The sequence below is a fragment of the Peribacillus sp. TH27 genome, assembly GCF_016650915.1.
Lineage (GTDB): Bacteria > Bacillota > Bacilli > Bacillales > DSM-1321 > Peribacillus > Peribacillus butanolivorans.
Genome location: NZ_JAEKEV010000002.1, coordinates 1733113 through 1754606 on the forward strand (window position 1 = coordinate 1733113; position 21494 = coordinate 1754606).

Below are 21494 nucleotides of genomic sequence, written 5' to 3' on the forward strand. Positions count from 1 at the left end.
TTAACTACATATAGAAAACCTCATAACAGCCTAAAATTCCCTGTTTTCAATATTAATTTCCTCAAATACTCTTTTAAGAATTGGAGTGGTTTTCTATGGAACGTTCATCCATCCATCATAGAGCTAATGACAATTACGCTTATACCACCAACGCTGAAACTCTTCATATCCGACTTCGTACAAAAAAACAGGATATCTCATACGCCGGACTTATTTTTGGAGACCCATATATTTCGGATAAAGGACAATGGCAGCATGAAGAAAAAGCAATGAGCCTCTCCGGCAGCGATAACCATTATGATTATTGGCATATTTATGTGAAGCCTCCCTACAGAAGGATTCGGTATGGATTTAAAGTTCTCTCTGGAGATGAAGAGGTCATTTACACGGAAAAGGGATTCTTTAATGAACCTCCGAATGACCCCGGGAGCTATTTCGCCATCCCCTATCTTCATCAAAATGAAGTATTTGGGGCACCAGAATGGGTCAAAGATACTATTTGGTATCAAATATTCCCTGAACGCTTTGCGAACGGAAACCCTAACAACGATCCTGAAGGTGCAAAACCTTGGGGTAGTGAAGACCCGACCGTAGATAATTTTTTTGGTGGAGACTTCGAAGGAATCATTGAACACCTTGATTATTTAGAGGCGCTTGGCATTAACGGAATCTATTTTACGCCGATCTTCCTAGCATACTCTAACCATAAATACGATACGATTGATTATCGGGAAATTGATCCGCAATTCGGAACAAAGGAGACTTTGAAAACACTAATCGAGGAATGCCATAAAAGGAATATCCGTGTCATGCTGGATGCCGTTTTTAACCATAGTGGATACTACTTTCCTCCTTTCCAGGATCTCCTTGAAAAAGGCGAGAACTCAGAATATAAGGATTGGTTTCATCCTCACGGCTTTCCTCTAAAAGGAGGGGAAAGACCTAATTATGAAACATTCGGTTTTTTTGAATCGATGCCAAAATTGAATACTGCGAATCCGGATGTAAAAAAATATCTGCTCGAAGTCTCAACTTATTGGATTGAGGAATTCAATATAGACGGCTGGAGACTTGATGTGGCCAATGAAGTAGATCAACCATTCTGGCGCGAATTCCGAAAAACGGTGAAAGATATCAAACCTGATCTTTATATTCTCGGTGAAATTTGGCACGACTCCATGCCGTGGCTACGCGGCGATCAGTTTGATGCCGTCATGAATTACCCATTTACTAACCATGTTTTCCGCCTGGTCGCTTCGCAAACCATCCATGCGCGCCAGTTTATTGAGGAAATGACAGCTGTCTATCAAAGTTATCCCACCAATGTTTTTGACGTGATGTTCAATCTTCTCGGTAGCCATGATACACCTAGGATTTTCACGGATTGTGGGGAAGACGTAGCTCGAGCTAAGCTCATCCACGCTATCTTGCTGACATTCAATGGCAGTCCCTGTATATATTATGGAGATGAAATTGGCTTAACCGGAGGCCAAGATCCAGGTTGCCGAAAATGTATGGTTTGGGAAGAAGAAAAACAGAATAGCGAGCTTCTTAATGAAATTAAAGCTTTAATTTTGTTAAGAAAAGAGGAACGATTGCTTGCAAATGATGGAAAGTTTAAATTCCTTGATACAACCGGAAACGAAAATATAGTTGCCTACCAAAAGTACAACGATGCTCGTTCTGTCGTGATACTAATTAATCCGACGGATGTCCAGCAATCATTTACGCTTCCTTTTGATTTAGAAGGCCGTTCACTTACAGATTTAAGGACAAAAGAAACAACGAAGGATAGTCAATTTGAAATAGATGGCTATCAATATAAAATTCTTGCATTTAATCATTGAGAAAAGAGAAACGGGGCAAAGAATATCATCCAGCCCCGTTTTTTCATTCAATAATCTGAATATCATATTCCTTGAACCACACATGAGTTTGCGCCAAATGGGCTAGTAACTGAGGGCCAGACATCAATTGCCCGAACCATGGTACCTTAAAGGCAGTACCTTTAGAATCTACAATATCGGTTAGCTTCTGTTTATCGAAAAACTCATGCAGGACCGAACTTTTGTCCGTTAGTAAGTCTTTCAGCCACCCTTGAACACGGTCCGTATATATCGGGTTATGGGTTTTAGGGTATGGACTTTTTTTACGGTACAAAACCTCATCCGGTAACAATCCTTCCAATGCTTTTCGCAGTATCCCCTTTTCACGGTTTCCAGCCATTTTCATTTCCCAAGGAATGTTCCATGCATATTCCACAAGGCGATGATCGGCAAACGGCACGCGAACCTCCAGGCTGGCTCCCATACTCATTCGATCCTTCCGATCAAGAAGTGTCGTCATAAACCATAATAAATTCACGTAGAAAAGCTCCCTGCGCTTTGCCGCTTCACCACTTTCTCCTTCCAATCTAGGTGTTTCAGCAACAGTTGTTAAATAGGCTTCTTGCGCATATTCTTCCAACTTTAATTTCTCACGCCATCCCGCTTTCAATAAAGATACCCGCTCTCCAGTCGATCTCATCCATGGAAACCCAGCACGACTCAAATCGTCTTCACGATGAAACCATGGATAACCTCCGAAGATTTCATCCGCGCACTCTCCAGATAGACCCACGACAAAATCCTGCTTAATTTCCTTACAAAACCAAAGCAAAGAAGAATCGACATCCGCCATGCCGGGGAGGTCACGGACATGAACCGCTTCGGTTAGATAATCTGTTAGCTGTTCTTGAGTAATTATCGATGAATGGTGCACCGTATTAAAGGTATCCGACATCTTTTTAATCCAGTGCCCATCAGAGTTAGGCTGAAAATCATTAGCCTTAAAATATCGTTCATTATCTTCATAATCAATAGAATACGTATGAAGCGGGCCTTTACCTTCTTTTTGATAGGCATTTGCTGCAATAGCCGTAATAGCGCTTGAGTCCAGTCCTCCTGACAAGAAGGTACATAGTGGAACATCAGATACGAGTTGTCGCGTCACTGCATCTTTAACAAGGAAGCGGACCTTCTCGGCCGTCTCATCGAGGGTATCTCGATGTTCTTCACTTTTCACATTCCAATACCTCCAAATTCGGAGCCCTTTCCTTGATAAGGTAAGCGCATGGGCAGGTCTTAACTCCTGGATATTATGAAATACACCTGATCCTGGCTTTCGGGAAGGACCAACGCCAAACACTTCAGATAAGCCTTCGCGGTCGATCTCCGTTTTGACGTCAGGATGGGCAAGGATTGCCTTTAATTCCGAACCAAAAATGAGCCCACCGTCTCTTTCCGCATAAAAGAATGGCTTTACTCCCATCCGATCTCTTCCGATGAATAATTTCTGTTCTTTTTCATCCCAAATCGCAAACGCAAAAATCCCATTAAACAAGTCGACACATTTTTCTTTCCATTCTATATAAGAAGTTAGTAAAACTTCTGTATCAGAATGACCTTTAAAGGAATATCCTTTTAATAATAGCTGTTTTCGAATGTCTTCGGTGTTATATAGCTCTCCATTATAACAAAGCGTATATCTGCCGTATTCGTGTTCTTTCGTCATCGGCTGTTTTCCGCCTTCTGCATCGACAACCGTCAACCTTTTATGACCAAAAGCAACATGGGCTTCGCTCCAAACATTTTCCTCATCCGGGCCCCGCTTTGCCAACGTTTTTGTCATATTTTCAAGTGTTTTTGTTTCTGTCCGTAAATCCTTTTGAAAATGCACCCAGCCTGTAATCCCACACATCACACTTCATCCTTTCTATCCGGTCTATCAAAAAAATATTGCTCCTGTCAAAAAGAAATTTACCGTCCCTATATTTCTGAATTTGAGCGCCAATTGCAAAGAAATCTTAAGTATTTATTAGCATGATTCCGTGGGACTCCCCTACCCTCAACGTTCATGTAGATAATGAATTGTTGAGCAAAGCATCCACTGTTTAAACATAGCCTATGCAAAGACGGAAAGTTGGTTATTTGTCCATAATATTTTAAAATATACAGTTATATTTTCATTGGATTTTGACTAAAAAGTAGGTGAGGATTCCACTATTGGAGGTATATGTATGAGTCAGCAACAACGAGCTAAGTTAATGAACAGACAAACGAGAGCTTTTACCGAAGGCACAGTGGAAAATATCAATCAACAATGGATTTTTTTTGATGATGAAACTGATGAGGCTTGTTCTATTGAAGACCACATTGACAGTATCATCGAAGTGTACAGGGGGGGCCGTTGGCAGCAAGGAGTGGTAGAAGAAGAGGGGAAAATCCTCCTTCATCGAGAAATAACCTTCTTAAGAGAAAATGAACCCATCCGGATTCGCAAAAAACTGCTTTACTCTTTTGAAAGATTATTGGAAGAATTGAACGACGACTCTTTTTTTCAATTTGTAACGACCTTAAATTCACTTGATTTTTCTATTTATGATTGTATATATAGCTATAATCAGCTCACTTTTTTAAGGGCACTCTCTAACCAGTCCGGGGTAAACTTCTTCACCTTTGATAATGAAGCCCAAATTTGCCTCGTTCAGCACCATTTTTCATATGGTAAAAAGGATCACGATCGCTTTGAGTTCACCCTGAACACAGGAAAACGGATCATCATAGAAAAAGTGAATTCACAATAAAAAAATATAACTACAATTCCCACCAGTTTCGAGTATAAAAAAAACGGGCGAATGAGATATCCTCATTCACCCGTTTTCATTATGTCTTAAAAAAAGTCCATTCCTTGTGGTAGGGAGAGCCCTAAATAAAGGACGAAAATAAATGCAACGATGAACAATATCCACATTGCACTCGTGCCTTTTCCTTTTTTCGTACGGACCAACACCATTTCCATCGCGGCAATAACGATGATTCCGACAATCATTTTCACTGCGTAAACACCAAAATCTGTAATCAGCATTCCGCCAGTAAGGAAAATCAATAGATAGAATAAACGTGTTATCATATGTACCATTTTTGCTTTCGGATTTCCACTTTTAAGCATCGAATATGTGACAAAGAAAAGAATGATTCCGATAACCCAAGCTGTAATGTGTATATGAGTCATTTTTTTGCCCCCTCGTTCAGTTTCTATTTCATCATATCATAGGCTTTTACAAAAAAACAAAACTAAGGTTTCGCCTAAATAGTTAAAACCAACAATTTAATGAACATCATTTACATTTCTTCTCCACTAGTCCTCTCCGACTCATAATTGGTTTTTTACCATATGTAACAAAACGCCATACATATTCAACCGGTCCGTATCTATACATTTTCATCCACAATAGGCTGAGTAGAATTTGAACGAAAAACACACCAAGAAGTAAGATGAACCCTGTTGTGTAAGAGACTGTGCCATATAAGCCTAGGCCATACGAGTAAAAAATGGACGTACAAACAATCGATTGAAATAAGTAATTACTCATCGACATCCTACCGACATACGAAAGCGCTTGGAACAGGCGAGAAGCTCTGGTTTTTTCAGCCAGCAGAGTAATCCCAGTGATATAAAACATCGTCAGTAGCGGTCCACCAAAATAATCCTGCACAAATATCGTGCCAAAATGGTATACGGTCACATATGGCAGAACCTTAATCGACAATCCTAATATCAAGCTTACGATCGATATCGCCTTCAATTGTCGTTTATACCGAACTGGATTATGTAGCCAGCCTTGCTTTGCTACGCCAGCACCAATTAAAAAGAACGGAAAAATGGATAAAAAGAGGATAATAGCATTAAATGGGTTATTCACCATATACCAATCTAGTGCCCTTTGACTTATTATTTCCGTAAATGTACCAGATTGATAAATTTGAAGAGACTGTTTCATCATCGTCAAATCAGTCGTAATCTCCATCTCTTCCCTATCAAAAACTCCTATAATAAGAAAAAGCGAGCCCAATATCGCAAAAGGGATGACATAAAAAAACGAGCCCAGCAAAATCAAATTCTTTCCCCGCACCTTATAAAAAAGTAAAAATGCAAATCCAAATATCGCATAATTAATAAGTATGTCCCCATGCCAGATGGCAAAGGCATGAATGCACCCAAGCATTAGTAGAAAAAAGAGTCTTTTCATATATAGGAAAGGAAATGAAACACCCTTTTCCTCACATCGTACCGCTAGTATGATTGCCCCGAAACCGAATAGAAACGCAAATAGCGGATAGAAACTGGCTTGCGCAACAATATCACTGAATCTGTACAAAATCCGGTCCCAACCTTCAGTCCATCGTTCAACACCATCTATATACAAGAGCGGAGAATGAAAAGAAGGCATATTCACTAAAAAGATCCCCAAAATGGCTAATCCCCGTAAAATATCAATGCTGACAATCCGTTTACTTTCCTGCAATGGAACCATCGTGTCCTTCACAGTTTCACCCTCTTTCATTCAGATTTAGCTCCAGTCCTTGTTGCAAAAAGGTACAAGAATAAGAAATGGAGCGTACACGAATATTTTATAGCCTCATTGCATCATCTTTAACCAATAAATCCGATTTTTGTTTTTTTATTAGTATGACAAACAAGCTACCCAATACGCAAAAGATTCCTGCAAGAAAGAATGCCCATGTATAGGAGCTGAATATTTTAAATATAAGTCCCCCGCCATACGCCGCCACTGCTGCACCTGCCTGATGGGACGCGAATATCCAACCGTATACAATTCCACTTTTCTCTATCCCAAAGACTTGTCTTGAGATACTAATGGTTGGAGGTACAGTCGCTATCCAATCCAATCCGTAAAACACAGAGAAGATAATCAGTAGGATGATTGAGCCTTCTTGTAGCGCAAAAGGTAGTAATACGAGAGAATCCCCCCTTAGACCGTAATACCAAAACAACAACCAACGGTTATCAAAACGATCTGATAACCAGCCAGATACAGTCGTACCAATTAGGTCAAAGATTCCCATAAAAGAAAGCAGAGACGCAGCCGTAACAACAGGTAATCCAAAACTAATACAGTAAGAAATGAAATGAGTCCCTATCAATCCGCTCGTTGAAAGTCCACATATAAAAAAGCTTCCTGCTAATAACCAGAATTCCTTTACTCTCACTGCTTCAATTAAAGACTGGAAAGCCATAACAATGGGATTCTTCTTTTGAACTAAAATAGCCTCTTGGCTTTCCTCTTCTAGTCCATATGGAAGAATGCCTACTTCCTTCGGGGTGTTTTTCATAAATAATAGGATGATTGCTAGCATGATTAAGCTAAGGACCATAATTAAGCCAATCGCCCATCTCCAAGAATAATTCTCTATAATAATGGCTAAAACAGGCAGTAAAACCAGTTGACCTGTAGCCGTACTTGCTGTTAATATCCCTACTGCTAGACCCCTTCTCTTCTCGAACCAACGATTCGCCACATATGGACTTAATACCGTTAAAAATAGTCCGGACCCTAATCCAATAATAATCCCCCAAATTAGAATTAGTTGCCACTCATGCTCCATGAAAAATGTGAGAATAACCCCTGCCAATAAAGTTGACATGGCAAACACCATCATTTTCTTTAATCCAAGCACTTCAATTAAAGCGGCCATAAATGGACCTGATAATCCATATAGAAAAAGACTTATCGCAAAGGCTAAAGAAATGACGGAACGATCCCATCCGAACTCATTTTCAAATGGTACGATGAATACCCCTGATGATGACCTAACTATTCCCGCTACGATAATGGAGAAGAATGTAATGATTAAAATAATCCAGCTATAATGAAAACGATTCATGCCACACCCACATTCTCAATAATTTGAAATATTAATAATATTAACACTATATAGTTCAACAGGAGCTTTTTTATTGAACAAATTCAAGGATAATATCTGATAAAATAAAGAATATTAGAAAAATGAGCTTAGAGGAATGGTTTACAAATATACTTTGGAAAATTGCCAATAGGTTAAAATTACCTTTACTTTACTAATTGAATATGAGCTTTCTGATATAAAGATTGTTTTTACATGCAGGGAAATGTTGGGCCGCTAAAGTGGTCATATGTGCCAATCAATCCTACTGTACATTATAAAAGGGATTTTGATATTCGAAAGAGAGTATGTATATTTTTTTGTGAGGCACCTTCTCTAACGATTTAGAATAGGAAACAAATAATCAAGCTGGGAACACAATTAAAATAAGTGCAGATCCTCCCAATTTTATTTCATTTTCCAACTTCCACATCTCTGGATCTATAATACAATTTAGCAGTGTTAGTCGTCGAACATGAAAAAACGCTGCCCATCACTGAGCAGCGTTTACGAGCATTAATTAACGAATCTACCTGATTTTCCTTTAGCCTCCCAATAATCATTACGAAGATGGATTTTTTGTATTTTTCCGGATGCCGTTTTTGGCAGTTCCTTAACGAAAGTTACACTGGTGACTGACTTGAAGTGAGCTAATTTTTCTCGTGTATAGGTCTTGATATCCGCTTCGGTTAATTCCACCCCCAATTTTAGCACAATAAAGGCATGTGGTGTTTCTCCCCATTTTTCATGAGGAACGGCTATGACTGCCGCTTCAAGAATATACGGGTGTTCATATAGTATTCCTTCGACTTCAATGGAAGAGATGTTTTCTCCTCCGCTTATAATTATATCCTTCTTACGGTCGACAATATCGACATTCCCATCCTTATCAATTGTCGCCATATCTCCTGTATGCAACCAGCCATTTTTCAGTGCCTTCATGGTCGCTTCTTCATTTTTCCAATAACCTAACATTACCCCGTGACTGCGGATAATGAGCTCCCCGATATCCACGCCATCATGAGCTACTTCCTCACCGCTGTCATGTATAACCTTTACTTCACTGCCTATGATAGGATAACCGGCTTTCGCTTTCATTTTGTATTTTTCTTTTTCAGAAAGGTCGTCGAATTCAGAACGTATCAATGAAATCAAACTAATCGGGGTTGATTCAGTCATTCCGTATATTTGGATAAATTCCCACCCTAGCTCTTTTTCTACCCTTGTGACAAATGCAGGCGGCGGAGCGGAACCCGCAACAACTATACGGATATCCTGCTCTATTGTGGGCACATTCTGTTCATAATATTGAAACAATGAATTAAGAACAGTTGGTGCCATATGCATAATGGAAACCTTATGCTTTTCAAGCGCATTAAATATCAATTCAGGGGTAGTTTTTCTTAAACAAACTTGAGTGGCACCATTGGCCGTATAATAAAATGGAGCGCCCCAGCCATTCACGTGGAACATTGGCAGAACGTGCAAATATGTATCGCGATCATTGACTCTGATATGATGCATCGCACCTAGTGCATGCAAATAGTTATTGCGGTGAGTCAGCATGACCCCTTTAGGGTTACCGGTCGTTCCGCTTGTATAAAGGAGACTCGAAACATCATTTTCATCAACTTGCTCCCGATCGAAGCTCTCTTTATCAAAATGCTCCAACCATTTGTTGTAATCGGTTTCATTTATTTCTTCCTCTTTATAGTGCACAATGATATGTTCCACTGATTCAAGTTGGTCCTTAACAGATGAAATAAGATGGTACAAATCCTGGTCTACGAAAAGCACCTTGGACTCACTATGATTCAAAATGAATACATAATCAGCAGGAGTTAACCGGATATTCAAAGGAACAATTACGGCTCCAAGTTGAAATACCCCATAAAAGCCTTCAAGCATTTCAATCGAATTCGGTGCCAAATAAGCCACTTTATCTCCCTTTTTAATTCCAATATCCCTTAACCCATTAGAAAGCTGGTTGACACGGCCATTTAACTCCAAGTACGTTAAGAGCTTATCATCTCCAATAATAGCTTTCTTATCGCCATATAGTAAGGCTGCTCGATCCAAAAAATGCGATAATACCAAAGGTACGTTCATCTCATCACCTCTTATTTTATTTGAAAATTGCGAATTTATCATTATATTACCATATCTGTATCTTATTATCCAATGACATTTATCACTGTTCTATAACAATATGAAATAGACAGATGAATCACATCAATAAGGAAACAACATACAATACATTGAAACTTCCAATAACAAGGTAGGCTTACTGCCTATTCACTCGGGAAAAAACAGAATAAAAAAAGGGTGATTTTTCATGCCGGCTATCGTAGGAGTTGTTCAAGTTATTAACGTCGGTAGCAGTGGAGTTGTCCATATTGGCGACGTCTTTAAGATAAGTCCATATTCCACTTCAAAAACATTTGCAGGTGCTGGCTCTTTTAATACAGGGGAATCCGTTTCACTATATAATGCCTACAGTACCACTAATACGTATGATTCTGATGGTATTGATCAGCCATTGGTATTAAATCTCTAGCCGTATTATTTTAGAAAGGAGGTCGCCATGATCTTCAATATCCACCAAACGATTCAAATCAATATGATTAAAATTGAAAGCATAGCCAATTCATCCGTTTTTCAAATAGGCAGCGCCGGAGTGATTAAACCATACTCCGAGTTAGCCAATACCGGGGGATACACTACAGCCGCTCCTCAGATTGAGGCTGATGTAGTTCCAGAGACCACTTTCGTCCCATTTAGACCTCCAAATTCTTAGGCATTCACCTACATCCATCAATTTCATATACTGTCATATATGAAACTTATATCAGGTAAAGTTGAGGTGTTGAATCGTGAATCATGATTTATATTCATATTCCATACAAATGCAGCGTTTTCTTGAAGCCCAGGATAAGCGGATTATGAAACTTGAACACGAACTCAAACGCCTGACAGATGAACTTGCCGAATTGAAAAAAAAACCGCCAATCCACGTTGATAAAATTGAATATAAATTTGATCAATTAAAGGTCGAATCTTTAGATGGAACGCTGAATATCGGTTTAAACCCTAATGATTTAAGTAACATTGATGAATTTGCTGTAAATAACCAAACGGTCCCACCTGCACCTTATCTATTTCCTGGCCGGGAGATTGTCGCACAGGAAATCTACAACGAGATTCTTTCAGACTTAGAAAATATGATCAGTGATACGGAAGGACAATTGAAAATATCTCTTGAACCTGCCTATCACGACTTCATGAGACAGGATGTGGAGCGCCAGCTACATCAACGCATCAACATGTATTTTGATAATCTTACGTTTCCAGAACGCGCACCGCAGCAGCGGGATAACGTTAAAGAAAAAATCAGAGAAAAAGTAAAGTCTGATATTCAGGCAGCTTTGATTCAATTCATTACCAACTCACAAGCCGAGACAGGAGGAAATTCAAATGGAGTTTAATGTAACCAATCACCAACTATGTGTTGGCGATATTCAAATTACCGGGGTAGCAAGCTCTGCTTTATTTCTCATTGGGGACGTCCAAACCGTCCAACTATCTTCCGCATTCGATACGCCCCCAGAATCTTTTATCGTCGGACCATTTGTTCCGCTAGGTCCAAAAGCATAAAAGACATGTTTTCAAGAATCTCAAAAGTAAAGTCCCTTTCTTCCAAGACGTTAATTTTAAGTTCCACCATGCAAATCGGAGACTGTTCTTATATTGACGGAAATTCACAAGCATTGGCAATTCAGAAGAAAAGCGATAATTTCCAGCCACAAGAATTTCAATTCAGCGATTTCAGCATCTTTAAGAGGCCTCTCTATATTCCGAGGATTGATGAACCTTTTCTTCCACAATTTTCAAACCCTAACCCCTTTATCCGTGTTGGCAATGTCCGCATTATTGGGATATCATCTTCATCCGTTATCAGTGTTGGCAATGTCGGCCATATACGCATGGAATCCAGAGTCCATCACATTCGACAGGTTCAAAAAAAAAATGAAGAGACACAAACAGAGGATGGATCGAATGAAACTTAAAATGAAAAAGGAGGAATTCATATGCCAGCCATTGTCGGCCCAGTTCAAGTATTCAATGTAGCGGATGGAAATCTATTATTCGGTGATGCAGCCGTCATTTCGCCGAAATCTTCCAACAAAACTGTCACTGGATCCGGCTCAGCAAACACAGGTGGAATCGTCTTTACGGCCAGTGGTCTGAACGGAAACAATATCCTTGATATCAATGGAGTCGATCAACCCATTTCAGGGAATAATTAGCCAAACAAAAGCCTCCTATTTCCAGGAGGCTTTTCCCATTACATTTATTTATCAAGCATTTTAAATACTTGCTCTACATCTTTATCACCACGTCCTGATAAATTAACAATTAATATGTCATCCTTTGTTAACTCTTTTGCCAAATTCAGCGCGTGCGCTACAGCATGAGAGCTTTCGAGAGCCGGAATTATCCCTTCTGTTTTGGACAAAATTTGAAAGGCCTCAAGAGCTTCTTCACCTTTTATTGTTACATACTCCGCTCGACCACTATCTTTCAAGAAGCTATGTTCCGGACCCACGCTTGGATAATCCAAACCTGCAGCAATTGAAAAAGTTGGCTGCGGGTCTCCCTTTTCATCCAATAACGTCAAACTTTTAAATCCATGCAATACTGCCGGTACACCTTGTGAAATACTTGGGGCTTCAGCCGGTTCGACACCAACTAAACGGACATTTTCTTCATCGATATAGTGAGTAAAAGCACCGATGGCATTACTTCCACCTCCAGCACAGGCAATAATGGCAGTAGGCAGCTTGCCCTCTTTTTCAAGAATCTGGCGTTTTGATTCTTCACTTATGATTGCCTGAAAATGCTTAACGATAGATGGATAAGGATGTGGCCCTACAGCTGAACCAAGCAAATAAAAAGTATTTTCGTAGTTTTGGACCAAGTCATTTAACGCCTCATCAACAGCATCCTTTAATCGTCCCTGTCCTTTTTCAACTGCAACAACCTTGGCACCCAACAATTCCATCCGAAAGACATTCAGCGCCTGTCTCTCTGTATCTAGCTTGCCCATATAGATAACACACTCTAAACCAAACATCGCACAAGCTGTCGCAGTCGCTACACCGTGCTGCCCTGCTCCTGTTTCTGCAATGATGCGTTTAGCACCCATCCGTTTAGCCAGCAGGATTTGGCCAATCGCATTATTGATTTTGTGAGCACCCGTATGATTTAGGTCTTCACGCTTTAAATAAATTTTGGCTCCACCAATTTTTTTCGTTAAATTTTGTGCATAGGTTAAAGGATTTTCACGTCCCACATATTCTTTTAGATAGTATTGAAACTCCTCTTTAAATTCCGGATCATCCTTATATTTCAAGAATTCTGCTTCTAAAATATCCATTACTTTCTGAAGTTCTTCCGGTACAAAGCTTCCCCCGAACTCACCAAAGTATCCTCTGCTCTCCATCTTACTCGTCATACTCAGCTCTTCTCCTTTAGAAAGGTATTTTATACATTAGTATATAGCAACCTTGCAATATTTTTCAAACAATTCTGTTTATTTTTTAAGTAAAAAGAGTGCCTTAGTATTATCACCTACTGTCTACCTATGTGGGGATTTTTATATGGCAAAACGGTCTTTCCCCGATTGAATATCGAGAAAAGACCATAGCTTAATCTATTCTTTTTTTCATTGTCTATTTGCCAGGGTTTTACGCACTTCTCTTTATACTTCCAATAAATGCGCTCCATCGAAGAAAAATAAATAACGGCTCGTTACTTTTTTATTTAATATTCCTTCGACAGCCCTTGTGTAAAGCTGTAGCTGCATCCGGTATCGATCGGCAAGAATCTCTTTTGCCCCTTCATACCCACTAGCAAAACGACCAGTTATTGTATCCGTTTTATAATCAAGCAACACAAGCCCTTGTTCATCCTCAAAAATACAATCAATAACACCCTGAATCAGAATTTCCTCTTCTCCAGTTGCCCAATCACTGTAAGCCTCTTTAGCCGGCAATGACATTGTAAATGGCACTTCACGGCGAATACTTTGAGCCTTCTGCATTCTTTGACCGATATCACTGTCAAAGAAATCAACAATCGTATCCGGATTCACAGCTTCTTTCTGTTCGTCGGTTAACAACTCGCGTTGAATCAGTTCAACCATCAATTGCTGAATCGATTGAATGGTAATCTCGTTTGATAAGTCGATATGCTGCATGACTAAATGGGTAATCGTTCCTCTTTCAGCAGGAGTTAGTGACTTTTCTTGCATAAAAGTCGGACGCTTCGTGATTGGCCGCTTAAATTTTCTCAACAACTCTGTGGAACTTTGCTCATCCTTCAGTTCATATTGACGTTTTAGTTCAGAAACGGACTGCTTGGAACGATGCACGGAAGCCTCATGTTCTGGGTACTCCCATTTAAGCTGTTCCTTGATATCCTGAGAAAACTCGGAAACCATTTCGACCTTCTCTGACTTCTGAACATGCTCTAGTAATTGCTCTTGTGCGAGTGCCTCTTCATCATCCAGAACTGCCAGCTCTTCACTAGGAATGACAGAGATGGACCAATTTGATGGATGTGACTCCATTTCCCAGCCAAGACCAGCTGCCCCCTGAAAGTCTCGATGACGGACAAGGGATGGACCGATCCAATCAAGATAGCTTTTTGCACCAGCTCGTACATAGTCCTTTAATAACCAATCACCGTGTGTCGCATTACTTGCCCAATTATGCTGCATTTTTTCTGCATCACTGATACTGGAAATTAAATACAGCTTTTCCTTAGCCCTTGTAAGCGCAACATAGAGGACACGCATCTCCTCTGCAATTAATTCAAGCTGCTTCTTCTTCTTAAAAGCCAACTGTGGAAGAGATGGATACGTTATCCGTAATTCAGAATTCACATACTTAGCCGCAAAACCATAATCCTTATCCAGTAAATAAGGCTTTCGTAAATCCATCATATTGAATTGTTTAGAAAGTCCGGCAATAAACACAATCGGAAACTCCAGACCCTTTGAGGAGTGAATCGTCATCAGGCGGACTACATCTTCCTGTTCACCTAAAGCCCGAGCTGCCCCTAAATCATCTCCACGTTCCTGCATTCTATCAATGAAACGCAGAAAACGAAACAGACCACGGAATGAACTCGCTTCATATTGCCTTGCCCTGTCGTACAATGCCCTTAAATTGGCCTGACGCTGTTTGCCACCCGGCATTCCTCCTGCAAAATCATAGAACTGAGTTTCACGATACAGCAACCAGATTAAGTCGGACAATGCCTCCTGCCTGGCAAGCTTTCGCCATTTTACTAGCTTTTTATAAAATGATGAAGCTTTTTCATAAAGCCCAGGATGCTCATCTGAGTCACTCTTTCTGTAAAAATCAGCTAATGCTTCATAATAGCTACCTGTATGGAATAAACGGACCTGCGACATTTCTTCTTCATCCATCCCGACGATAGGTGAACGCAGAACGGAAGCCAAAGGAATATCCTGCTGGGGATTATCAATCACTTTTAATAAGGAAATCATGATTGCTACTTCTGTCGCCTCAAAATACCCTGATGACAAGTTAGCATAAACAGGAATCCCCTGCTTCTTAAATTCTTCCATAATTTGCGGTGCCCATGGCATAGAACGAAGGAGAATGACCATATCACGATAAGTCGCAGAACGGTATTGTTGGGTTTTCATATCATATATCTGATGCTTTTCGTTTATAGTCTTTTTAATGAGCTTGGCCATCAATCTTGCTTCGAGTTGCGCCTTTTCAAGTTCCTCGGCCTCGAATCCGATTTCCGACTCTTCTGTTTCTGAATGGGATTCTGCTCCATCAATTAAATGGAGTTCAATAGGGTTTGGTTTGTCTTCGGGATACGGCGCTCCTTTTTTCAACTGGGCGTCCTCATCATATTTAATCTCACCGACTGTAATCCCCATCAGCTGTTGAAATAAGAAGTTCGTTCCATCGAGAACTTCCTTTCGGCTCCGGAAATTCCGGTTTAAATCGATCCTCAGACCTGATTCGTTCCCATCATGGGTAAAGCGTGTGTACTTTCCAAGGAAAAGATTCGGTTCCGCAAGCCTGAAACGGTATATCGACTGTTTGACATCGCCCACCATAAACAGATTTCCACTATATTCTCCATCTGCCGTCACCAGTTTTAAAATTGATTCCTGAACTAGATTGGTATCCTGATATTCATCGACAAGTACCTCTTTAAACTGTTTCCGATATTCAATAGCGGCTGCTGATGGCTTTCGTTCACCATCTACGTTTTCCTCTGTCAAGATTTGAAGACAGTAATGCTCCAAATCAGCGAAATCGACCAAGTTTTTTTCCGCTTTTGCGGCGAAGAATCTTTCGTCAAACTGTTTAACGAGCATAACCAGGGTATCGACATATCCCTTCAGTTCTCTTATATCACGTAGATAACTTTCGGGTTTACGAGAAAATAACTCTTCCTGCAACGATTTTATAATTTTCTTTGCCTTATCACGATATTTGGTAGCCTCATCCGCAATATCTTTGATAAAGTCTGCTCCCGTGCATCGTTTTGCCGTACCAAACTTCACGTTTTGAATTTCTTCATAAAGAGCGTTCCAAGAGTGATCTTTAACTCCCGATAATTTGGCAACAAGAGCAAGGTCAGCTAAATAATTCTCTGCCCTTGGTGCTGGCCCCCCTGGTACCTTTGTCAGTTCGAGGGAGCGCTCCAATAAATCCTTGGCTGTATCCAACTGCAAACCAATATCGAATTTCAAGGACTCGATAAATGTAAGATCGTCTATTCCTGCATCATCAGCCAGATCATACATGGCAGCGGCACTATTTAGCCATTGATTTGGATCTGGATTCGATCGCGAAAAATCATAGAGAGATCGGACTATATTCTGAAGTGCATCGTCGTTTCGATCACTTGTAAAAGCATCAACCAAATTAAAGAACTCTTCATTATCACTCTGACCATACTGCTCTTCGAAAAGCACTTCCATTACTTCATCACGTAGTAACTGTGCCTCTGTAGAGTCCGCAATTCGAAAGCCTGGGTCGATTTCCGTCAGATAATAATACTTCCTAATCACCTCTAAACAAAAGGAGTGAAGCGTGGAGATCGAAGCTCGATTAATCAAGCTCAACTGCTTACGCAGATGCTGTGAATGCGGATTTTCATTAATCGCTTTTTCTAATGCCTCGCTGACCCTGTGACGCATCTCGGCAGCCGAAGCATTCGTGAATGTCACAACAAGGAGTTCATCAACATCAATCGGATCATCTTCTGAAACAACCTTTTGAATAATCCGATTGACTAGCACCGCAGTTTTCCCTGAACCTGCCGCCGCTGCAACCAGAATGTCCTGATTTTTTGCCCAAATCGCTTTCCATTGATCTTCCGTCCAAGTAACGTCACCCGGAAGCGCAGGAATTATTGTTTTACTCATCTTTCACCCTCCCCTCTTAATAAATCCAAAACATCATTTTGTTTCTTCTGTGCTAAATTCCTAAATTGATTCTCCTCCAAAGACTGATCGAATTGACACACTGATTTAAACGAACAGAAGGTACATGGGGTTTTTTCCTTTAATTTATATGGTGTGATATCTACGTCACCATCGACCATTCGATCACCAGCCTCCTGATAGACCCGGCGTACGTGATGATTCAAAAGTGAAAACTCTTCCCTACTCGCAACTTTGGAAGCTGCTAAAAGCGATCCATCCTTTTTAAATCCAGCTGGAATGATGTCAGATTTACTGGAAGTCTCTATATCAAGCGATGTATCCATCATCTGAATAACATTTGTATGATCCAATACAAGTCCATTCATTTTAAAGCTCTTATAGATTTCTTCATCAATTTTATCCAAACTGAGCATACCCTTTGATTTAACAACCGGATTATGAACATGAAAATACAAAACACCGGCTGGAATCGCTTCTTTGCCGATAAGTGAATGGGAGTGGGTAACGACGATATCAAGATATGTCAGCATTTGCAGAGCAAGTCCATAGTACACTTCACTCATGTTTAGCTCCTTTTCACTCGATTTATAATCGAGCACACGCAAATAGACACCCTCACCTTCTTCCGCTTTATCAACGCGATCAATCCGTCCAATTAATTCCATTTCCGTCCCGTTTTTCAGTGTGAACGAAAGCGGCGGCAGCTCTCCATTTTTCCCGAAGCCAAGTTCCAATCCTATTGGAGCAAATCCGCTCACCTTGGCATGTTCACTTAAGACGATTGATGCCCGCCCAATTACATGTTCCAATTTCCTTCGCAAATAATGATGTCGGTTCGTACTTAACAAAATCTGATTTTGAAGCTTTGGAGCAAGCCTTTCCACTGCGTTTCTAGCCAATTCCAAGCATTGCTCTTTTGTCAATGAAGACCAAGGAATATCATTTTCCTTTAAATAATCCGAAATCATTTTTAGCGCTCCATGGAACATTTCACCAATATCCGGTGCATCCAGACGGAAAATCTGCCTTTCCCTTAATTTCAAACCATGAGCAGCGTAATGGGAAAACGGGCAGCTATTAAACATTTCCATCCGCGATACACTTGTAAGAATGCTTTCACCATATAATTGCTTGCTTGTTTCTTCAGATAATTTCTTCGTTTTATTTTGGTAAAAAAGACTCGATAATACCTTAGCTGCTGCGGGACCAACCATTTCATCTTCAATAATGGTATTGTATACATCCCACCAGAGTGAATGGATGGGGTAGTTTCGTTTTTTCAACTGCAATTGGGCAGCCAGATAAGACAGGGCCACATCATAATTCGCGGCATACTTCACCTGCTCCTCAGCAGACAGGTCCGATGGGTCGTTCATATAAAAAGAATCGGTAACGTGCGGCAGGACGTCCCTTACCCTCTTTAAATAAGAAGAGGGTAAGAGAGCTTTTCCTTCCTCATCGGCAAGCGGATACGATAAATAGAGCGCTTCAGCCGGTGTAGTAAATGCTTTATACGCTGTAAACTCCTCATCCAAGAGGCGAACCTTCGAGCTTGGGGCAACGTCAAGTCCACTTGCCAAAAGCGTTTCGCGATCACTATCGGAAAATACTCCATCAGATACAGCTTTTCCTGGCAAGACCCCTTCATTTAGACCAATGACAAAAGCTGTCTTAACATCATCAAGACGTGATAGATCGAGATTAGCGACAAGGACTTGGTCAATTGCCGGCGGTACTAAAGAAAATTCAAGGGATTCCAGACCTGCTTCAATGATTACCGCAAACTGTTTCATAGAAAGCTCTTCTTCGCTTAACAGCTCGACGAATTGATCTAGCAGGTCGACGACTGCGTTCCACGATTGTTCATGCTCTCTAGCTGAAACCAAATCTCCTGCTTCTTCGGCCTCCAGCTTTAGCTTTTCCAATTTTTCCGGTACATGTAATTCTTCAAGATATAGATAAAGGGCTTCGCATATTTCTCTACCATTTTGAGACTTTTTCACTCGTTTTGAGAGCTTCAAAATGGGCTCAGTAAATAATTGCTTCAGCTCATTCAGTTCCTGCTCTAGCTTCATTTCCTTATCCGTTTGGGCTCGGTCTTCGAGCTCTAGTCCACGGAAGCGGCGGTAGGTCCATCGATCTTTAGAAGTCCACTTACCTCCTTTAATCCCACGAGCAAGCACATAATTTTCAAGCTTATCTACCTGCTCACGCATTCGGTCGTGGCTTTTTTGAAGCGGGAATAGTAGCTCCGTTTTGATTGCCCGAAATACAGGTTCATAACGCCAATAGCCATTTATGATCTCCAATGTCGATCGAATCAGTTCAATCAGGGGATGATTGAGCATAGTTCGTTTTGAATCCACGAACAGTGGAATTTGATAATCCCGAAAAACTGTTTGTAAAATATCTTCGTATGCTTCTCCATTGCGAACTAAAATCGCAATATCCCGAAAGCGGTGCTGTTTTTGTCTGACAAGTGTCAAGATGTTCCGGGCGACCCCTTCAATTTCAGCCCTGCGGTTAACTGCCTGAGCAATCGTTACTTCAGAGGGGTTCTCAAAAGTTCGCGCAGGACGTTGGGCAAAATAGGTTTCCAGATGATTCAGCCCCGGACTCCCACCAAACCTTGCTGTACCGTTTAGGATGCGATCTTCTGCTATTGGAATTCCAGCCCTTAATCCCGATTGATAAAGCTGATGATACAGATTCCCTGTTTGCCTGAAAAGCTGCAGATCATCAGGCGCATATTGTCTGTAGGGCTGATCTAATGTCAACGCAATTGTTACACTCTTGCACAGCTTCATCATTTCTTCTACAATCAATAATTCCTGTGGTGTCAAGCTGTAAAAACCATCGATGTATATATCCGCGTCTCTTATATATGAAGACTCTGACATTTTTTCTATAAGTAAAGTAAAATAGTCTTCAGAATCTAAATATTTTCCAATCATTTCATCCTCAAAAGCCTGATAAACCAGTTCAAGGTCATGTAGTTTATCCTGAATTCCATTGCCTCCCGGTGATGTTTCGGTCAAATAGTTTTGAATGTCATCCGGTTGGATGCAATATTGCTTGAATTCAGCCAGTATTTGTTCCATTTGAGCAATGAATCCCTGCTTATCAGCAGATCGGCGAAACATTTTCAAATCTTCTTTTTTATCATCCATAATCTTTCGTATCAACATATTAACGCCAACACTGTCCAAATGAAGACGGCTCATTCCTCCAGTTTCCTGCAGAACGCGCCAAGCTAGCCTACTAAAACTGAATACCTGTGTCCGTATCATTCCAGCGAGGCCTGGCGTTTTAATTAATTTATATTCCGATAGAAACGTCATCTGATCAGGAACGAGGTAAATTATTGGATTGCCTTCGGGGTCCTTATCCAATCTGGAGCGAATTTCGTCCAAAACATTCGAAGTTTTCCCTGCACCCGATCTTCCTAGTAAAAAACGTAGTGACATCTTTTTCCCCCTTATACAACATAATATCTAGATCTATCATACCAGAAATACTGCCGTCTTTTTGACGTGGTTTCTGTTTCCAGTTACGATTTGTTTCCTATTATTTTACCGTTTCCTTAATAAAAATACCAATCGTACGTTCGTGTTTTAATCAAAAGAAAAAGCCCTCAATAATTTCGGGCTTCCGCAATCATTCACCTTTAAACTGCAAATTAAATTCTTTGATTGGCCAATATCGCACATCAACTTTACCAACTACATTTTCAACTGGTATGTAACCAAAGTGGCGGCTGTCCGCACTTTCAAGACGATTATCCCCCATGACAAACAGCTTGCCATCTGGGACAGTGGTCGTATCAGTGATTTCTTTTAATGTAAAATCACCCGTAAAGTTCTGCCCCGGGAACCCCTCCTTAAACTTCTCAAGATAAGGCTCATTCACTTTCTCACCATTTACATAAAGCCAATCATCCTTGTAACGAATACGGTCACCTGCAATCCCTATAACTCGTTTAACATAATCTTCGTGTGAATTCGCATGAAAAACAATTATGTCAAATCGGCTGATATCCCTGATTTGATAATTAATTTTATTCACAACAAGTTTGTTACCTTCTTCAAGTGTCGGCTGCATCGACTCCCCTTCAACATCATAGCTTGAAAAGAAAAATGTACGGATTAAGATGTAAATAACAAAAGCAATCATGGCTGCTTTTACCCAGTCGGATAAAGAATTTCTGTTTGTTTTTTCCATCTATTTCAACCCCTACTGCT

At 40.4% G+C, this 21494-nt stretch carries 17 protein-coding genes; 8 read left to right on the top strand and 9 right to left on the bottom strand.

Annotation, left to right across the window (positions count from 1 at the left end; translation table 11 throughout):
- The first annotated feature begins 95 nt into the window (after positions 1–95).
- Positions 96–1847 (top strand): glycoside hydrolase family 13 protein, encoded by a 1752-nt coding sequence (locus tag JFU24_RS09755; protein WP_201221681.1) that lies wholly within the window; start codon positions 96–98, stop codon positions 1845–1847.
- A 43-nt stretch (positions 1848–1890) separates the two neighbouring features.
- On the opposite strand, the gene asnB is transcribed toward JFU24_RS09755, so the two are convergent.
- Positions 1891–3738, bottom strand: coding sequence for an asparagine synthase (glutamine-hydrolyzing) (gene asnB / locus JFU24_RS09760; RefSeq protein ID WP_201221683.1), 1848 nt, complete (start codon positions 3736–3738; stop codon positions 1891–1893).
- Positions 3739–4057: 319 nt separating this feature from the next.
- Between asnB and JFU24_RS09765 the strand changes: the two genes are divergently transcribed.
- Complete coding sequence (locus JFU24_RS09765) at positions 4058–4624, top strand: DUF2777 domain-containing protein (RefSeq protein ID WP_201221685.1); 567 nt, start codon at positions 4058–4060, stop codon at positions 4622–4624.
- Between the two features lie 86 nt (positions 4625–4710).
- Here JFU24_RS09765 and JFU24_RS09770 read toward each other — a convergent pair whose 3' ends face one another.
- From JFU24_RS09770 to JFU24_RS09785, 4 genes are all read right to left on the bottom strand, one after another.
- Complete coding sequence (locus tag JFU24_RS09770) at positions 4711–5052, bottom strand: YisL family protein (protein WP_053344957.1); 342 nt, start codon at positions 5050–5052, stop codon at positions 4711–4713.
- A gap of 106 nt (positions 5053–5158) precedes the next feature.
- Positions 5159–6385 carry a DUF418 domain-containing protein gene (locus tag JFU24_RS09775; RefSeq protein WP_201221687.1) on the bottom strand — a complete coding sequence of 409 codons (1227 nt, stop codon included), beginning with the start codon at positions 6383–6385 and terminating at the stop codon, positions 5159–5161.
- Positions 6386–6452: 67 nt separating this feature from the next.
- Positions 6453–7727: an MFS transporter gene (locus tag JFU24_RS09780; RefSeq protein ID WP_201249892.1), complete on the bottom strand. Its 1275-nt coding sequence runs from the start codon at positions 7725–7727 to the stop codon at positions 6453–6455.
- A 534-nt stretch (positions 7728–8261) separates the two neighbouring features.
- A complete protein-coding gene (locus tag JFU24_RS09785; RefSeq protein WP_201249893.1) occupies positions 8262–9854 on the bottom strand; it encodes a long-chain-fatty-acid--CoA ligase in 1593 nt (530 codons plus the stop codon).
- Positions 9855–10080: 226 nt separating this feature from the next.
- On the opposite strand from JFU24_RS09785, the gene JFU24_RS09790 reads away from it, so the two are divergent.
- The 6 genes from JFU24_RS09790 to JFU24_RS09815 all read left to right on the top strand — a co-directional run bounded on the left by JFU24_RS09790 (position 10081) and on the right by JFU24_RS09815 (position 12052).
- The gene (locus JFU24_RS09790) at positions 10081–10302 is read left to right on the top strand and encodes a spore germination protein (protein WP_201181909.1); all 222 of its coding nucleotides are present in this window, start codon (positions 10081–10083) and stop codon (positions 10300–10302) included.
- Between the two features lie 27 nt (positions 10303–10329).
- Positions 10330–10542, top strand: a complete 213-nt coding sequence (locus tag JFU24_RS09795; protein WP_201181912.1) for a spore germination protein GerPB — start codon at positions 10330–10332, stop codon at positions 10540–10542.
- A 76-nt stretch (positions 10543–10618) separates the two neighbouring features.
- Positions 10619–11230, top strand: a complete 612-nt coding sequence (gene gerPC / locus JFU24_RS09800) for a spore germination protein GerPC (protein ID WP_201181914.1) — start codon at positions 10619–10621, stop codon at positions 11228–11230.
- Positions 11220–11399 (top strand): spore gernimation protein GerPD, encoded by a 180-nt coding sequence (locus JFU24_RS09805; RefSeq protein ID WP_201181916.1) that lies wholly within the window; start codon positions 11220–11222, stop codon positions 11397–11399. The genes gerPC and JFU24_RS09805 overlap by 11 nt, the downstream gene beginning before the upstream one ends.
- Positions 11400–11404: 5 nt before the next feature.
- Entirely contained in the window at positions 11405–11812 is a 408-nt protein-coding gene (locus tag JFU24_RS09810) for a spore germination protein GerPE (protein WP_201221692.1), read from the top strand.
- A 21-nt stretch (positions 11813–11833) separates the two neighbouring features.
- Positions 11834–12052 (top strand): spore germination protein, encoded by a 219-nt coding sequence (locus tag JFU24_RS09815; RefSeq protein WP_201181920.1) that lies wholly within the window; start codon positions 11834–11836, stop codon positions 12050–12052.
- Positions 12053–12096: 44 nt separating this feature from the next.
- Here the strand turns inward: JFU24_RS09815 and trpB are convergent, their stop codons facing one another.
- The 4 genes from trpB to lepB all read right to left on the bottom strand — a co-directional run bounded on the left by trpB (position 12097) and on the right by lepB (position 21474).
- Positions 12097–13260: a tryptophan synthase subunit beta gene (trpB, locus tag JFU24_RS09820; RefSeq protein WP_201221694.1), complete on the bottom strand. Its 1164-nt coding sequence runs from the start codon at positions 13258–13260 to the stop codon at positions 12097–12099.
- A gap of 246 nt (positions 13261–13506) precedes the next feature.
- A complete protein-coding gene (addA, locus tag JFU24_RS09825) occupies positions 13507–17232 on the bottom strand; it encodes a helicase-exonuclease AddAB subunit AddA (protein WP_201249894.1) in 3726 nt (1241 codons plus the stop codon).
- The gene (gene addB, locus JFU24_RS09830; RefSeq protein ID WP_201249895.1) at positions 17229–20720 is read right to left on the bottom strand and encodes a helicase-exonuclease AddAB subunit AddB; all 3492 of its coding nucleotides are present in this window, start codon (positions 20718–20720) and stop codon (positions 17229–17231) included. The genes addA and addB overlap by 4 nt, the downstream gene beginning before the upstream one ends.
- A gap of 190 nt (positions 20721–20910) precedes the next feature.
- Entirely contained in the window at positions 20911–21474 is a 564-nt protein-coding gene (lepB, locus tag JFU24_RS09835; RefSeq protein WP_201181928.1) for a signal peptidase I, read from the bottom strand.
- Positions 21475–21494 lie beyond the last annotated feature (20 nt).

What these genes read in the sequence shown, in the direction of transcription:
- addA (WP_201249894.1), bottom strand. Translation starts at nt 17,232, where the DNA reads ATGAGTAAAACAATAATTCCTGCGCTTCCGGGTGACGTTACTTGGACG.
- JFU24_RS09755 (WP_201221681.1), top strand. Translation starts at nt 96, where the DNA reads ATGGAACGTTCATCCATCCATCATAGAGCTAATGACAATTACGCTTAT.
- JFU24_RS09790 (WP_201181909.1), top strand. Translation starts at nt 10,081, where the DNA reads ATGCCGGCTATCGTAGGAGTTGTTCAAGTTATTAACGTCGGTAGCAGT.
- lepB (WP_201181928.1), bottom strand. Translation starts at nt 21,474, where the DNA reads ATGGAAAAAACAAACAGAAATTCTTTATCCGACTGGGTAAAAGCAGCC.
- JFU24_RS09785 (WP_201249893.1), bottom strand. Translation starts at nt 9,854, where the DNA reads ATGAACGTACCTTTGGTATTATCGCATTTTTTGGATCGAGCAGCCTTA.
- JFU24_RS09775 (WP_201221687.1), bottom strand. Translation starts at nt 6,385, where the DNA reads ATGAAAGAGGGTGAAACTGTGAAGGACACGATGGTTCCATTGCAGGAA.
- JFU24_RS09815 (WP_201181920.1), top strand. Translation starts at nt 11,834, where the DNA reads ATGCCAGCCATTGTCGGCCCAGTTCAAGTATTCAATGTAGCGGATGGA.
- JFU24_RS09810 (WP_201221692.1), top strand. Translation starts at nt 11,405, where the DNA reads ATGTTTTCAAGAATCTCAAAAGTAAAGTCCCTTTCTTCCAAGACGTTA.
- asnB (WP_201221683.1), bottom strand. Translation starts at nt 3,738, where the DNA reads ATGTGTGGGATTACAGGCTGGGTGCATTTTCAAAAGGATTTACGGACA.
- trpB (WP_201221694.1), bottom strand. Translation starts at nt 13,260, where the DNA reads ATGACGAGTAAGATGGAGAGCAGAGGATACTTTGGTGAGTTCGGGGGA.
- JFU24_RS09780 (WP_201249892.1), bottom strand. Translation starts at nt 7,727, where the DNA reads ATGAATCGTTTTCATTATAGCTGGATTATTTTAATCATTACATTCTTC.
- JFU24_RS09805 (WP_201181916.1), top strand. Translation starts at nt 11,220, where the DNA reads ATGGAGTTTAATGTAACCAATCACCAACTATGTGTTGGCGATATTCAA.
- JFU24_RS09765 (WP_201221685.1), top strand. Translation starts at nt 4,058, where the DNA reads ATGAGTCAGCAACAACGAGCTAAGTTAATGAACAGACAAACGAGAGCT.
- JFU24_RS09795 (WP_201181912.1), top strand. Translation starts at nt 10,330, where the DNA reads ATGATCTTCAATATCCACCAAACGATTCAAATCAATATGATTAAAATT.
- addB (WP_201249895.1), bottom strand. Translation starts at nt 20,720, where the DNA reads ATGTCACTACGTTTTTTACTAGGAAGATCGGGTGCAGGGAAAACTTCG.
- JFU24_RS09770 (WP_053344957.1), bottom strand. Translation starts at nt 5,052, where the DNA reads ATGACTCATATACACATTACAGCTTGGGTTATCGGAATCATTCTTTTC.